At 69.8% G+C, this 13,223-nt stretch carries 13 protein-coding genes; 5 read left to right on the top strand and 8 right to left on the bottom strand.

The genetic code is table 11. From position 1 onward, the window contains the following. Together HUN07_RS04670 and HUN07_RS04665 are read right to left on the bottom strand one after the other, a co-directional pair. Positions 1–2,598 (bottom strand): condensation domain-containing protein, encoded by a 2,598-nt coding sequence (locus HUN07_RS04670; RefSeq protein WP_174908227.1) that lies wholly within the window; start codon positions 2,596–2,598, stop codon positions 1–3. Positions 2,599–2,627: 29 nt separating this feature from the next. After that, on the bottom strand, positions 2,628–3,431 hold the full coding sequence (locus HUN07_RS04665) for an alpha/beta fold hydrolase (protein WP_174908226.1): 804 nt from the start codon (positions 3,429–3,431) through the stop codon (positions 2,628–2,630). A 265-nt stretch (positions 3,432–3,696) separates the two neighbouring features. Here HUN07_RS04665 and HUN07_RS27245 point away from each other — a divergent pair, with 265 nt between their 5' ends. Continuing rightward, positions 3,697–3,819, top strand: coding sequence for a hypothetical protein (locus HUN07_RS27245; RefSeq protein ID WP_302675473.1), 123 nt, complete (start codon positions 3,697–3,699; stop codon positions 3,817–3,819). Between the two features lie 28 nt (positions 3,820–3,847). After that, complete coding sequence (locus HUN07_RS04660; protein WP_174908224.1) at positions 3,848–4,471, top strand: hypothetical protein; 624 nt, start codon at positions 3,848–3,850, stop codon at positions 4,469–4,471. Positions 4,472–4,545: 74 nt separating this feature from the next. On the opposite strand, the gene HUN07_RS04655 is transcribed toward HUN07_RS04660, so the two are convergent. The 3 genes from HUN07_RS04655 to HUN07_RS04645 all read right to left on the bottom strand — a co-directional run bounded on the left by HUN07_RS04655 (position 4,546) and on the right by HUN07_RS04645 (position 6,086). Next, a complete protein-coding gene (locus HUN07_RS04655; protein WP_114720543.1) occupies positions 4,546–4,794 on the bottom strand; it encodes a WhiB family transcriptional regulator in 249 nt (82 codons plus the stop codon). Positions 4,795–4,819: 25 nt separating this feature from the next. Then, positions 4,820–5,362 (bottom strand): HNH endonuclease, encoded by a 543-nt coding sequence (locus HUN07_RS04650; RefSeq protein ID WP_174908222.1) that lies wholly within the window; start codon positions 5,360–5,362, stop codon positions 4,820–4,822. Positions 5,363–5,918: 556 nt separating this feature from the next. Further along, positions 5,919–6,086, bottom strand: a complete 168-nt coding sequence (locus HUN07_RS04645) for a hypothetical protein (RefSeq protein WP_254622797.1) — start codon at positions 6,084–6,086, stop codon at positions 5,919–5,921. A 330-nt stretch (positions 6,087–6,416) separates the two neighbouring features. Here HUN07_RS04645 and HUN07_RS04640 point away from each other — a divergent pair, with 330 nt between their 5' ends. Beyond that, positions 6,417–7,259, top strand: coding sequence for a tyrosine-protein phosphatase (locus HUN07_RS04640; RefSeq protein WP_174908220.1), 843 nt, complete (start codon positions 6,417–6,419; stop codon positions 7,257–7,259). On the opposite strand, the gene HUN07_RS04635 is transcribed toward HUN07_RS04640, so the two are convergent. Together HUN07_RS04635 and HUN07_RS04630 are read right to left on the bottom strand one after the other, a co-directional pair. After that, positions 7,206–9,011 (bottom strand): ABC transporter ATP-binding protein, encoded by a 1,806-nt coding sequence (locus tag HUN07_RS04635; protein ID WP_114720539.1) that lies wholly within the window; start codon positions 9,009–9,011, stop codon positions 7,206–7,208. The two genes, HUN07_RS04640 and HUN07_RS04635, sit on opposite strands and share 54 nt — an antisense overlap. After that, complete coding sequence (locus HUN07_RS04630; protein ID WP_174908218.1) at positions 9,008–10,705, bottom strand: ABC transporter ATP-binding protein; 1,698 nt, start codon at positions 10,703–10,705, stop codon at positions 9,008–9,010. The genes HUN07_RS04635 and HUN07_RS04630 overlap by 4 nt, the downstream gene beginning before the upstream one ends. Positions 10,706–10,843: 138 nt before the next feature. On the opposite strand from HUN07_RS04630, the gene HUN07_RS04625 reads away from it, so the two are divergent. Further along, entirely contained in the window at positions 10,844–11,017 is a 174-nt protein-coding gene (locus tag HUN07_RS04625) for a hypothetical protein (protein ID WP_174908216.1), read from the top strand. A gap of 31 nt (positions 11,018–11,048) precedes the next feature. Further along, positions 11,049–12,578 (top strand): alpha,alpha-trehalose-phosphate synthase (UDP-forming), encoded by a 1,530-nt coding sequence (locus HUN07_RS04620; RefSeq protein ID WP_114720535.1) that lies wholly within the window; start codon positions 11,049–11,051, stop codon positions 12,576–12,578. Positions 12,579–12,651: 73 nt separating this feature from the next. On the opposite strand, the gene HUN07_RS04615 is transcribed toward HUN07_RS04620, so the two are convergent. Further along, positions 12,652–13,194 carry a h domain protein gene (locus HUN07_RS04615; RefSeq protein ID WP_174908214.1) on the bottom strand — a complete coding sequence of 181 codons (543 nt, stop codon included), beginning with the start codon at positions 13,192–13,194 and terminating at the stop codon, positions 12,652–12,654. Between the last annotated feature and the right edge of the window lie 29 nt (positions 13,195–13,223).

Below are 13,223 nucleotides of genomic sequence, written 5' to 3'. Positions count from 1 at the left end.
TCAGGCCCGCGCTTCGGCGTCCGTAACCACTTCCAGCAGTACCGGCACCTCTCGCGCCCATCGCTCGACGGTATCCCGATCGAGAACTCCCGTGGAGAACTCGAAGTACGCGTGCACGGGACCTGCGCCCGCAGGCTCGCGGAAGCCGAGTGTCAGTTCCGCCGAGGGCATCCCGACCGGAACCGGCAGAAGTCCGTCGAGGACACCGTCGGGGGCGTCGACCCGGGGCTGCTCGTCGTGGACGAGCAGCACCTGCGGGTAGCGGGTGCCCGCCCGACCACCGAGTTCGGCTGCAACATAGGCGAATCCGACATCCCGATGATCCAAAGCCTCGAGGTTCGACGCTCGAATGCGAGAGAGCAACTCGTCGAATCTCGGCGAGCCGCTCGTGTCGGTACGCAGCACCACCAGGTTGGAGAAGCACCCGACCAGGCCGGTGAGCGCGTCCTCCGTACGACCCGCGACCAGCGAACCGATCGGGATGTCGTTCCCCGCACCGTGTCTCGTGAGGATCGTGGCGAGCGCCGCCTGCAGCACCATGAACGTGCTGGTTTCCGTCCGGTCCGCGAGGCGGTCGATGCCGTCGCGCAGCGCCGCGCCGATCTCGACCCGGATCGTCTCGCGCCGGGGCTCGCGGACACCGGCCGGGGCCGGTAGGTGGAGCCGGGTAGGCATGTCCGACAGCCGATTCCGCCAGTAGTCGAGCTGCCGGGCATGCCTGCTGTCCGGGTCGGCGGGATCGCCCAGCAACCGGTCCTGCCAGAGGGCGTAGTCCGGGTACGCCACCTCGAGCGGCGCCCACTGCGGACGGCCGCCACCGGATCGAGCCGCGTACGCGGACAACAGGTCCGCGAGAAGCAGACCCACCGACCGGTCGTCGACCGCCAGGTAGTGCATCGTGAGGAGCAGCACCTGCCGTCCGGCGTCGTCGCACACGAGGTGCAGCCGCACTGGCGCCTCCTCGGTGAGGTCGATCCGCAGTTGCGCCAGTCCGTGGACCCGGCGTTGCAGGTCGTCGTCACCGATCTCGATCACCTCGAGGCGCGGTCGCGGGCCGTCGGACGCGAGCACCTCCCGCCCGTCCGTTGCGAACACCGTCCGCAGCGGGGCGTGCCGGTCGATGACGTCGTCCAGCGCGCGGGACAGGTGCTCGGGATCCACCGATCCGGCGAAATGCAGCGCCAGCGCGTGGTCGGCACGGGCCGACCTGCCCGCCGCGCGATGCCGCAGCCAGTGCAGGCGCTGCGACGGCGCGAGCGGGACCGGCCCGGACCCGTCCGCCGGGACCAGCGCGGGGCTGCGGTCGTCGTCGGTCATCGGGTCGAGCGTGCCCACCGTGGCCATGGGGTCGGCGAAGAACTGGGACAGGAAGTGCACCAACCGATCCTGGTGCCGGAGCAGGTCGGCGCGCCGCCCAGCGGGAACCCGCAGATCGATGCGGACGGGTTCACCGTCCCCGCCGCCGAGGATGGAGAAGTCGAGGTCGCGGACCGGCCCGGTGACCAGGTCGCGAACGCCGGCGGGCGAACCGCCCAGCGCGGGCGGATGCTCGAACATCATGGAGTTGATGCCGGGGCCGAACACCCGGCGGTCCGGGTCGATCGCCTGGACCTCGCGCTCGAGATCCCCGCCCGGGAAGCGGCCGTGGCGCAGCGCCGCCACCAGTCGGACGTCGATCGCGCGGGCGAGTTCGCCGACGGTGGCGTCCGGATCCACGTGGAACGTCACCGGCAGGACCGTCGACACGGCGCCCGGCGTGCGACGGATCCCGCGTCCCACGCGGGCGGCGATCGGCACGGACACCGTGAGGTCGCCCAGTCCGGTGATGCGGTGCAGGTAGGCGACGAGCAGCGCCATCGGCAGCCGGCTGCGGCGGATACCGACGTCGGCGGCGAACGCGGACAACGCATCCGCGATGCCGGCGTCGATGTGGACGGTCGTCGATTCGGGGGACGCCGACGCGTCGGTGGCACCGGCGCACAGCTTCGGCGGCTCGGGCGATCCGAGGACCTCGGCGAGCCAGTAGTCGCGGTCCGCGGCGAACCGGGCCGAGCCGCGGTAGTCGCGGTCGGCGTCGACCAGATCGCGCAGCGCCCACTCCCCCGCATTCGATTCGAGGTCCGGGTCGTCGTAGCGGGCGACCGTGTCGGCGACGAGCAGCGCGATCCCGTAACCGTCGACGAGGGCGGGGTGGTAGCGCTGGTACCAGACGGTGCGGTCGTCGGCGAGCCGCAGCAGCGCGTGCGCGAAGAGCGCGTCGGCCCCGGCGACGTCGACGCGGGTGCGGGCGTCGCGGTCCATCCACGCCTGCGCCGCCGCCTCCGGATCGGCGGCCTCGCGCAGGTCGACCACATCGAGCGGCCAGGCGTCGGCCGGGACCGGCACCTGCCGCGGCGTGCCGTCCTCCCCCGCCCGGAACCGCACGTGCAGCGCCTCGGCGTGGGAGACGGTGCGGCGGATCGCCTCCGCGGTCCGATCCAGATCGATCGGACCGGCGACCTCGACGACAAGCGACAGGTTGTGTGCGGGGCTCTGCGGATCCGGTTGCTGTGCGATCAGGATCCGGGACTGCGCAGCGGTCACCGATAGGCCGGTCATGTCCTGCAGCTTTCTTCAGCCCGTCGGTCTCAGTCCGCCAGGAAGTCCAGAACCACCTTGTTCACGGCCTCGGGACGCTCGAGGTAACCGTAGTGCCCCGTGTCCGGAATCTCCTGGTACACCGCATTCGGGATGGCGTCGGCGAGTTCCTTCGACAGGTAGGCCGGAATCATCCGATCGTCCGCGAATCCGACGGACAGGCACGGACGGGTGATGCCGCGGTAGGCGTCGGCCCGGTCGAAGTCGCGGTCCATCGCGAGCTGGGCCCGCACACCGGCCGACGTCTTGCCGCCGGAGAACTCGAAGACGTCGAGCCAGTCCCGCGCGGCATGCTGGTCCGCGAGCGTCGCGGGCGAGAGGTTCATGACGGCCGTGACGGCGGCGCGGTACTTGGACGGCAGCGTAATCCCGGCATCCTCGAGCTCGCGCTCGCCCTCGTTGAGGGTCCGCTGGAACTGGTCCATCCGGGAGTGGCCCGCAAGGAACACCGCCTTGCGCACCAACTCCGGACGCGCGAGCGCCAGCTCCTGCGCCACACGGGCACCCATCGACGTGCCGACGACATGCGCGGGGCCGCCGCCGAGCAGTTCGATCAGCCCCGCCGTGTCGGCCACCAGGTCCTCGATCGTGATGCCGTCGACGCTCTCCCCAGACGGGGCGATCCCACGGTTGTCGAACGTGCACACCCGATATCCCCCGGACAACAGGGCCGGAACCTGATGCAGGTCCCACACCCGGCCGGGGCTTCCGGTGCCCATGATCATCACGACCAGGTCGCCGTCACCCTTGACCTGGTAGTTCAGAGGAATCCCGTTGATGGTGGCGATGGGCATGTCGGCCTTCCTCGTGACGTTCCGGCTAGTTGCGATCGGGCTGGGGCTACCAATCCTGGGGCAACGGTACCCCGCAGTCCGTCCCGGACCCGGATCGTGAGGCGGTGCCGGGCGTCACCCTGCTCGAATACACCGCACACCCGGTTTGGGCCGAATCGCGTCGGCGCTGCCCACCCGATTGATACCGTCCCCGACGGCACCGCGGAGATCACCTCTCCCCCCACCGGGCACGGCTTCGGCCGGGCCGAGACCTCAGGAGACACGAATGGGAATGCTCACCTCGATCGGCCGCCTGTTCGGGTTCGAGCCCAAGGACGCCATCCCGGCGCTGCTCGACCAGCTGCTGGCCGCGTCGAGCGCCGCGCACGAGCCCCCCGCCGCCCAGTAGGTCCGGGCCGGCCGACAGAGCACACCCCATGGAACAGATTCAGGTCGAACTACCGGATCCGGATTCAGTTCATCGGATGCTCGCGGGATGGGCTGCCGTCCACGCGGCAATCTTCTCCCTGCCGGAACTCGAGAGCGCCTTCTCCATCGAGGCTGGTCGGGTCACCTACCACGATGGTGGCGGCTCCCACTTCCACTTCGCCCGACTCTCGAACGGTCGGGCGACGATCTTCGGTTTCGATCGCGCCTGCCCCGATCCCCCCCTCGAGGACAATCGCCAGGTGCTGCAGGACCTCGGATCCACTCCTTGGTGGCTCGAATCAGCATGCAGCGAAGCCATCTCGAACTTCGCGTACGGGTACGACAGTGGACGGTGGTTTGCGGTCGGCCACGACCCGATGCGCATCGCGCCGATGATGCTGGCACCGGGCCCGTCACGGGAGCCCACGTCCGCGCTCTCCACCCTCGCCGACTTCCTCGAGCAGGCATCCGAGGACCTGTTCGGTTCAGCGGTGCGCGGAGACGACACGGCACTCGAGACACTGCTGGCCGCCGGGTCCGACATGGACGAAGCGATCCTTCGCGCTGCGATGATCGGGGATTACGAGCACCTGGACGACGGACTCGCGGCCGCGGCGCTGTTTCGAGACTGAGCCGTGCACGAACACTCCCGTGATCAGCGAGGCCACCCGGCGACCGCCTCGAAACCGCCGGCGCCACCGCCGGGCTACCGCACCATGGTGCCGCGCCGGTACTCCCGTCCGCCCCACACACCGGATTGGTGGGTGGCCACGGCGTAGTCGCCACACGCGGCCGCGATGGGGCAGCATGCGCAGACGCTGGCGGCGTAGTCGAGCGGCTCGCTCGGGTCCGGGAACCAGCGGTCAGGGTGCTTGTCGCCGCGGCAGGCGGCGACATCCCAGTCGTCGCTGTCGTCGGTGACCGGCAACAGATCGGCCAAGATCACGGTGGTCATCGGTTGTGCCTCCTTAAAGGGTGATTCACGCCGTCGGGGTCAGATCGCGCCAGATCGCACGCTGACGCTTGAGGTCCTCGCGCGGCGCCCGGGGGATCCACAGCAGTGGCATGCCGGCTTCTTCGGGGGTCCGGTCCGCCTTGCGGCCGTTGCAGTCCGCACACGCTGCGACCAGGTTGTCGTACGTGTCTCCACCGCCGCGGCTGCGGGGGAACACGTGGTCGACCGTGCGAGCGCCGGTCCGGCCGCAGTACGCGCACCGGTAGTGATCGCGCACCAGGATCGCCGGGAACGCGGCCCGGGAGTCGTCGTCGACGACCGGACGCGGCGGTGTGTGGACGTACTCGAGCAGCTGGATCGTGCACGGGAGCGGGAACGCGACGTGCTGGGAGCGCACCACGAATCGCGGGGTGCGCTCGACCAGCGTGACGGCGAGCCCTTCGGCGATCAGCACGATTGCGCGCGCTGCTGGTACTACGTCGAAGTCCTCGTACGTGACGTTGAGCACCCGAACGTGGGTGTTCATCCAGGTGCGCGCGGTGACTGCGTTGGGGGATATACGGGCCATGACAATCGACAACCTCGTTCTCTCACAAAGGGAGTGGCGGGTTCTCGAGGTATGCACGGCCCGTGGCGGCCTGAATCGGCCAGTGGATCACCGGAAGGCGACTTCACCGTCGGGGCGCGCACGCCCCGAGAAGTGGGGCGTCAGAGGACGCGGAATCCGGCTGTGGCGACAGGATTCTCGGAGTGCCGGTCCATGCACTGAATCAGCGGATGCAACATGCACTGCGAGTACGCATTGATGCGCATCCGACTGTTCCTTCCTGATCGCGTGGCTGACTTCCGGGCGCCCAGTGTGCCACGAATCCCGGCCCCACGCGGCGGAATTGTTTCGACACGATCAGCACACGTCGCCGTCGAAGTCGGGAGTCTCCATGCGGCCCAGATCATCCGATCCGTCGAGTTGGTCGTGATCGAAGCCGCCGTCGAGTCGCGCACAGGCTAGTTGCCGCAGGGTTTGTGCGAGTGCCGCATGTCGATTCAGTACCGACAACCCGTGCGACAGCACGACAACCCCTGCGGCAACAGTCTTCCCCAGTTCGGAACGTTCCGGTCGAAGGTCAGCGAGTGAACGTCAGCGTCTCCTCGGGGGAGGCATTGCCGTACGCGTCCACCGCCACGACCTTGGCCTCGTACGTGTTGCCCGCCACCGCATCCGGGACGGGGATGTCCAGGACGTTGGGGCGCGGCATGAAGTAGAAGTCCGAGAGCACCTTCGACGAGACCACCTTCGTCCGACGAGCGCCGCAGCCACGGCAGCCATCACGATAGTTTTGCGTCTCACGAGAATTCCTTTGTCTTCGGCGCGGTCACCAGACCCGATCCGATAATTGGTCTGGACCAATTAAGCTAGGTGGCGCCGGATAGTACGAGGTGCGCCCCCGCTGGCCGCCGGGTGAAGGACGCGTGAACATCGAGCGCGTCGCGGTCCGGATGTGGCCGGCAGGCTGCCGGGTTCGACGATTCGCCTGCTGCCACCGCCCCGGACCGGCTACCCTCCCACCGAATCGGCGAGGGGCACTGGGCCGCTCACCTACCCCGTCTGACGTGAGGACCCCATGGGATCGACACGCTCCGTCCGCTCCGCCGTCAACCGCCTACTGCTGCTCGTGGTGGGCGTGCTCGCCCTGGTGGCGCCGGCCTTCGTCGCTCCGCTCGCATCCGCCGAACCGGCTACCGAGCCCACCACCGCGATCCGCCTCGAGGGCGCGAAGAACTTCCGCGACATCGGCGGCTACGAGACGTCCGACGGCAAGCGGGTCCGCACCGGCCTCGTGTTCCGCTCGAACAGGCTCAGCTCGCTCACCGACGCGGATCAGGCCGCGCTGACCGCCGCGAACGTCACGCTCGACGTGGACCTGCGAAACATGTGGGAGCGCAAGGACGACCCCGACCGGATCCCCGAGGGCGTCCGCTATCAGGTGGCCGACGTCGTCTCGTTCGAGCACGGGATCGCATTCCACGAGTTCGTGCCGCTCACGCTGGGCCGCGCGCTGATCGACGCGGCGGTCAACGGATCGTCCGACATCGGCCAGTCCATCGGCTACCCGTTCATGGTCACCTACCGCGGCTCCGACGTCGCGTTCCGCGACCTGCTGACGGCTATCGCCGGCAACACCGACGGCGCCACGGTCTACCACTGCAGCGCCGGCAAGGACCGCACCGGCTGGGGCACCGCGGTGTTGCTGACGCTGCTCGGGGTCCCGAAGGAGACGGTGTACGCCGACTTCCTCGCCAGCAACACCTACCTCGGACGCTCCGACGCCGTCGAGAAGTCCTGGCTCGACGCCTCTTTCGCGCAGGTGAACCGGCTGTACGGCAGCGTCGAGAACTATGTGCGCAAGGGGCTAGGTGTCGATCAGCAGACCGTCGACGCCCTGCGCACCAAGTTGCTCGCCTGAACCGGCGCCCTCCCAGGCCGCCCACAGCTGTGCGTAACGGCCACCTGCGCTGACCAATTCGGCGGGAGTGCCCTGTTCCACGATCCGGCCGTGCTCGAGCACCACGACGCGGTCGGCGGCCGCCGCCTGGGTCAGCCGGTGCGCCACCACGAGCGTCGTCCGACCCCGGGTCGCGGCATCGGCGGCCCGTTCGAGTTCGCGGGCGCCGGCGCTGCCGGCCTCCGCGGTCGCCTCGTCGAGGACCGCGACCGGCGGATCGGCCAGCACCAACCGGGCCAGTGCCAGCTCCTGCGCCTGTGCCGCCGTCAGCGCATGGCCGCCCTCGCCGACGACGGTGTCGAGGCCGGCGTCGAGCGCGCGCACCCACACCAGCGCCCCGACCGCGTCGAGTGCGGCGGTGACGTCGTCCACGGTCGCGTCCGGCCGGGCCAGCCGCAGGTCCTCGATCAGCGGGCCCGCGAACACGTGCACCTCCTGGCTGACGATCGCGACGTGACGCCGCAGCCGGTCCCCGAGGTCGGCGATCGGCACGCCGCCGAGCCGCACCGCGCCCGACGTCGAGAGCAGCGAACCGGCCGCCAGCGCCGCGAGCGTCGTCTTGCCGGCGCCCGTGGAACCGACCAGCGCCACCCGCTCCCCCGGCTCGATCCGCACGCTCACGCCGTGCAGCACCTCGTGGTCGTCGTCGTAGCCGTGCCGCACATCGACCAACTCGAGTGACGCATCGGCAGGGTCGGTGGTCCTGCCCTCGTCGTCCGACTCCGGGATCCGCAGCACGCCCACCAGTCGGGCGAGACTCGCGCCGGCCGACTGCACCTCGTCGAACGTGAAGAGCAGCGTGCCGATCGGGTTGAACAGACGATGGAACAGCAGGGCCGCGGTGGTGGTCTGACCGACGGTGACAACGTCCTGCTTCACGAGCGCGAACCCGACCGCGAGGATCACCGCCAGTCCCACGAACTCGGCTCGGTTGCCACGCCCCGCGAAGCGGGTGAACAGCCCGAACACCCCGACGGCAACATCACGCGCCTCCGCCGACGCCCGGTCGATGTCCGCGAGATGACGGTCCTCGAGGCCGTACGCACGGACCGTGCGCACACCCTGCATGCTGCTGATCAGCGCCTGCGAGCGCCGCCCCATCGCGACGCGCTCCTCGGCGTACAGCGGGCCCGACCGGGGCAGATACCAGCGCAGCGCGAGCGCGTACATCGGCAGCGCGACCATCCCGGCCAGACCCAGCCGCCAGTCGATGCCGACCATCGCCACCATGCTCAGCACCACCAGCAGCAGCGCGGACACCAGCCCCGGCACGACGTCGGCGACGGCCTTGCCGATCACCGAGACGTCGTCGCCGACGCGGGAGAGCAGATCCCCCTTGCCGACGCGCTCGACCGTCGGGATCGGCAGCCGCAGCGCCCGCGCCACCACCCGCTCCCGCAGCCGCGCCAGCGTGCCCTCGCCCAGGCGCGCGATGAGATACGAACCCAACCCGGTGAGCGCGCCCGCCACGATCGCGGCGGCCGTGATGACGGCGACGACCCCGACGATCGTCGACGCCGGGGCGCCCTCACGCACCCGATCGACGAGGACACCGAACACGTACACCGGGACCACCGCGGCCGCCGCCGCGATCAGCCCGACGAGCAGGGTCAGTGTCGCCAGGCCCTTGCGCCGGCCCAGTTCGCCGCGCAGCCAGCGCCAGCTCTCCGAGGCCGACGCGATCGGCAGCAACTGCCGCTCCGGGGCGCTCATCGCAGCACCGCCTTCCGGTAGTTCTCGTCGGTGGCCGACAGCCCGGCGTGGGTGCCCTCGGCGGCGCTGCGGCCGTCCGCGAGGACCACCACGCGGTCGGTGACGGACAGCAAAGCCGGGCTGCTGGTGATGAGGATCGTCGAGTGCGCGCGGGTGCCACCGTGACGGCCGGCCGCGATGCCGTCGGCGATCGCGTGTTCGGTCACGGCGTCGACCGCGGTGGTGGGATCGTGCAGCACCAGCACCGGGGCCTGCGCCGCCAGCGCCCGGGCGAGCGCGACCCGCTGCCGCTGACCACCCGACAGGCTCGCGCCCCGATCGGCCACCTCGTGATCGAGACCGTCCGGATGCGCGTCCACGACGTCGACGGCGGCCGACGCCCGCAGCACGTGCTGCACGACGTCGTGGTCGGCGTCCGCGGCCCCGGCCGTGACATTGGAGTGCACGGTGCCGGCGAACAGATCCGTGTGGTGAGGTTCGACGAGGATCGTGCGGCGCGCGTGCACGAGCCCCAGCTCCGTTACGTCGACGCCGCCGATCCGCACCTCGCCCGCGCGACGGTCGGGCGGCACCTGCCCCGACAGGACCTCGGCGAGCGCCTCGGCATCCTCGGGCCGGTACGCGACGATTCCGAGGAGCTCGCCCGGTGCGACGTCGAGGGTGACGCCGTCGAGGGACCAGTACGCGACCGACCGCAGCCGCACGTCGCTCGCGCCGGAGGGTTCGACGGTCCCGGTCGGCAGCAGCGGCTCGGCGTCGAGCACCAACGCGAGACGATCCGCCGACGCCCGCGCGTTCGCGTAGTAGCCGGGCACCCGCGCGAGCATGCCGAGCGGTTCCGAGATGAACTGCGCCAGGCCGACGACGGTGATCAGCTCGCCGACCGAGATGCGGCCGTCGAGCGCGAACCAGCCCGCGAACCCGGCCACCGCCACCGCGAGCAGCGCGCTGACCGTCGTCGACACCCCGACGAACACACCGGTCGCCTTCGCGGCCCGCATCGTCGCGGCCAGCGCGCCGCGGCTGACGTCGCGGTAGCGCCGCGCGGCGGTGGCCTCCGCGCCGATGCCCCGCAGCGGCCGCAGACCGCTGACCAGATCGGTCGCCATGCCCACCGCCCGCGCGGTGGTCTCCTGCTGGGCCGTCACCCGACGGGTGATCAACGGCGCCGCCAATTGCAGCAGGCCGAGCACGACGGGGGTGCCGATCAGCACCGCCAGTCCGAGCGGAACGTCGATCCACAGCAGCGCGATCGCCGACGCGATCAACGCGGTGAGCGCGGCCGCGACGCGCGGGACCACGTCGAGGATCCAGGCCTCGCGGTCCGCGTCGGACGTGGACACCGTCAGCAGTTCACCGGCCCGCAGGTCGGTGCGGACCCCGCGCGGATCGAGGATCCGTCCTGCGACCTCGACGCGGAGGCGATGCGCCTCCTGCTGGACGGCGACGACGATGAATCGGGCACCGAAACGCCACGCCGACGTCAGCACCACGAACAGCGCGGCGAGCGCGGCCAGCCACACCACCACCGCGGTGACGTCGCCGGTCTCGATGGCGCGGTCGACGATCACGCCGATCGCGATCGGCACCGCCGTTTCCGCCACCTGATGCAGGCTCACCAGGACCGTGCCCGCGATCAGACGCGCACGATTCCGTGCCAACGTGCGGCGCAGCACCGCGGTACCACCTGCCATCAACCCTCCAGCCCTCGACCACAGCGTGTGTTAGTAGACCCTAACCCGGTGGTGAGTGGCGCTGACCGGGGCAGTTCTCATAGAGTCGCAGTCAGGAACTACCTGCTCGTGAAGTAGCAGCAAGCCGGAAGGAACAAGATGGCCGCGAAGACGACCGCCGAGAACGAGATCGCGGACGAGGACCTCGAGCCCGTAGCCGACGAGACCGCCCGGCAGGCCCAGCGCGTCGTCGCTGCGTATGCCACGGACGCCGACGAGTGCCGCATGCTGCTCTCGATGCTCGGCATCGGACCTGCCGCGAAGCTCGACTGACGAACGACGACTGAGAAAGAGTAGGAAATCCGTGGCTGAGCTCTCGGAATTATCGAACAGTTCCGAGGGCGCTGCGGGCGCCGACTCCGATGACGCGGAGCGCGGAGGATCCGACTTCGTCGTCGTCGCAAACCGTCTGCCGGTCGATCTCGAGAAGCTGCCGGACGGCACCACGCGCTGGAAGCGCAGCCCCGGCGGTCTCGTCACGGCCCTCGAGCCGATCCTGCGCAACAACAAGGGCGCCTGGGTGGGCTGGCCGGGCGTCCCCGACGTGGACCTCGAGCCCATCGTCGAGGACGGCCTCGACCTGTACCCCGTGCGGCTGAGCTCGCAGGAGGTCGCGGACTACTACGAGGGCTTCTCCAACGCCACCCTGTGGCCGCTGTACCACGACGTCATCGTCAAGCCGGAGTACCGGCGTGAATGGTGGAACGCCTACGTGGAGGTGAACCGGCGCTTCGCCGAGGCCACGTCCGAGGCGGCCGCCGAGGGTGCCACCGTCTGGATCCAGGACTATCAGCTGCAGCTGGTGCCGAAGATGCTGCGGATGCTGCGCCCCGATCTGACCATCGGCTTCTTCCTGCACATCCCGTTCCCGCCGGTCGAGCTGTTCATGCAGATGCCGTGGCGGCGCGAGATCGTCGAGGGACTGCTCGGTGCCGACCTCATCGGCTTCCATCTGCCCGGCGGCGCACAGAACTTCATGTTCCTCGCGCGCCGTCTCGCCGGCCAGCAGACCTCGCGCGGCACGGTCGGTGTGCGGTCCAAGCTCGGCGTCGTCCAGGTCGGATTCCGCACCGTGCGGGTGGGCGCCTTCCCGATCTCCATCGACTCCGGCAAGCTCGACGAGCTGTCCCGGCGCAAGTCGATTCGCGACCGCGCCAAGCAGATTCGCAAGGAACTCGGCAACCCCAAGCACATCATGCTCGGCGTGGACCGCCTCGACTACACCAAGGGCATCGACGTCCGACTCGACGCGTTGTACGAGCTGCTCAACGAGGGCCGGGTCGATCCGGCCGACACCGTCATGGTGCAGCTCGCCACCCCCAGCCGGGAGCGTGTGGAGAGCTACGTCCAGATGCGTGGTGCGATCGAGCAGACCGTCAGCCGCATCAACGGCGAGTACGCCGAGGTGGGCCGCCCGGTGGTGCACTACATCCACCGGCCCATCGGCCGCGACGAGCTGATCGCGTTCTTCGTCGCCGCCGACGTCATGCTCGTGACGCCGCTGCGTGACGGCATGAACCTCGTCGCCAAGGAGTACGTCGCGTGCCGCAGCGACCTCGGCGGCGCCCTACTGCTCAGCGAATTCACCGGCGCCGCAGCCGAACTCCGCCAGGCCTTCCTCTGCAACCCCCACGACCTCGACGACGTCAAGGACAAGATGGAGGAAGCACTGAACCAGAACCGGGAGGACGGCCGACGCCACATGCGCGCCCTGCGCCGCCAGGTTCTCGCGCACGACGTCGACCGGTGGGCCCGATCCTTCCTCGACGCACTCAGCCGGCAGGGCGTCGCCGGGGCGGCTCTGCTGCCCGCGGACGGCGAGTACACCGAATAGGACTGCCACCGAACGACAATGGGCTCCCGCGCTGTGCGGGAGCCCATTGTCGTTCGGTCGTTCGGTTCGATCGCTACACCGGCGCGAGTCGCCCTGTCAGCCAGCGATCGCCGTCCTTGTGCATCTCCATCCGCACCCGGCTGCCGGTGGTGGCGGCGTCCGGCATGTCCTCACTGGTTGTGATCTGGTTGACGTACAGCAGCACCACCGCGTCGTCAGGGCTCGCCGATTCGATCGCCCCCGCCTGCACTGTGGCTTCGACGGTGATCTTCTTCTCCTTGGCGCCCGGCGCGATCGTTTCCTTCACCAACTTGTCGTAGTCGGCCTTGAAGTCACCGGTGAGACCGTCACCGGCGGCAGCCAACTGCTGGTCGACGTCGTTGAAGTTGTAGGACAGCATCGCCGTAGCCTGAGCCGTTGCCGCCTGGACCGCGTCGGTCCTGGCTTGTTCGGTGGCGCGATCCTGCAGGTAGCCCCAGCCCAGAAACCCGACGCCCACCAGCAGGGCTGCAACCACCACGCCGGCGACGGCCACGAGCGCCATCGGCAACGAGGACTTCACGGACAAGGACTCGGACGCGAGCTCGGTCGGCGGCAAACCTGTGTCGGTGCTCATACCAGCGCCCTCGTTCTCAACACTCTTGT

Source organism: Rhodococcus sp. W8901, from assembly GCF_013348805.1.
Classification (GTDB): Bacteria; Actinomycetota; Actinomycetes; order Mycobacteriales; family Mycobacteriaceae; genus Prescottella.
The sequence above is the reverse complement of the archived record's forward strand: the minus strand, read 5'-3'. Positions and strand labels throughout refer to the sequence as shown.

Coding starts and splice junctions, on each gene's coding strand:
- HUN07_RS04630 (WP_174908218.1), bottom strand. CDS start 10,705: ATGGCAGGTGGTACCGCGGTGCTGCGCCGCACGTTGGCACGGAATCGT.
- HUN07_RS04640 (WP_174908220.1), top strand. CDS start 6,417: ATGGGATCGACACGCTCCGTCCGCTCCGCCGTCAACCGCCTACTGCTG.
- HUN07_RS04635 (WP_114720539.1), bottom strand. CDS start 9,011: ATGAGCGCCCCGGAGCGGCAGTTGCTGCCGATCGCGTCGGCCTCGGAG.
- HUN07_RS04625 (WP_174908216.1), top strand. CDS start 10,844: ATGGCCGCGAAGACGACCGCCGAGAACGAGATCGCGGACGAGGACCTC.
- HUN07_RS04650 (WP_174908222.1), bottom strand. CDS start 5,362: ATGGCCCGTATATCCCCCAACGCAGTCACCGCGCGCACCTGGATGAAC.
- HUN07_RS27245 (WP_302675473.1), top strand. CDS start 3,697: ATGGGAATGCTCACCTCGATCGGCCGCCTGTTCGGGTTCGAGCCCAAG.
- HUN07_RS04655 (WP_114720543.1), bottom strand. CDS start 4,794: ATGACCACCGTGATCTTGGCCGATCTGTTGCCGGTCACCGACGACAGC.
- HUN07_RS04665 (WP_174908226.1), bottom strand. CDS start 3,431: ATGCCCATCGCCACCATCAACGGGATTCCTCTGAACTACCAGGTCAAG.
- HUN07_RS04660 (WP_174908224.1), top strand. CDS start 3,848: ATGGAACAGATTCAGGTCGAACTACCGGATCCGGATTCAGTTCATCGG.
- HUN07_RS04615 (WP_174908214.1), bottom strand. CDS start 13,194: ATGAGCACCGACACAGGTTTGCCGCCGACCGAGCTCGCGTCCGAGTCC.
- HUN07_RS04670 (WP_174908227.1), bottom strand. CDS start 2,598: ATGACCGGCCTATCGGTGACCGCTGCGCAGTCCCGGATCCTGATCGCA.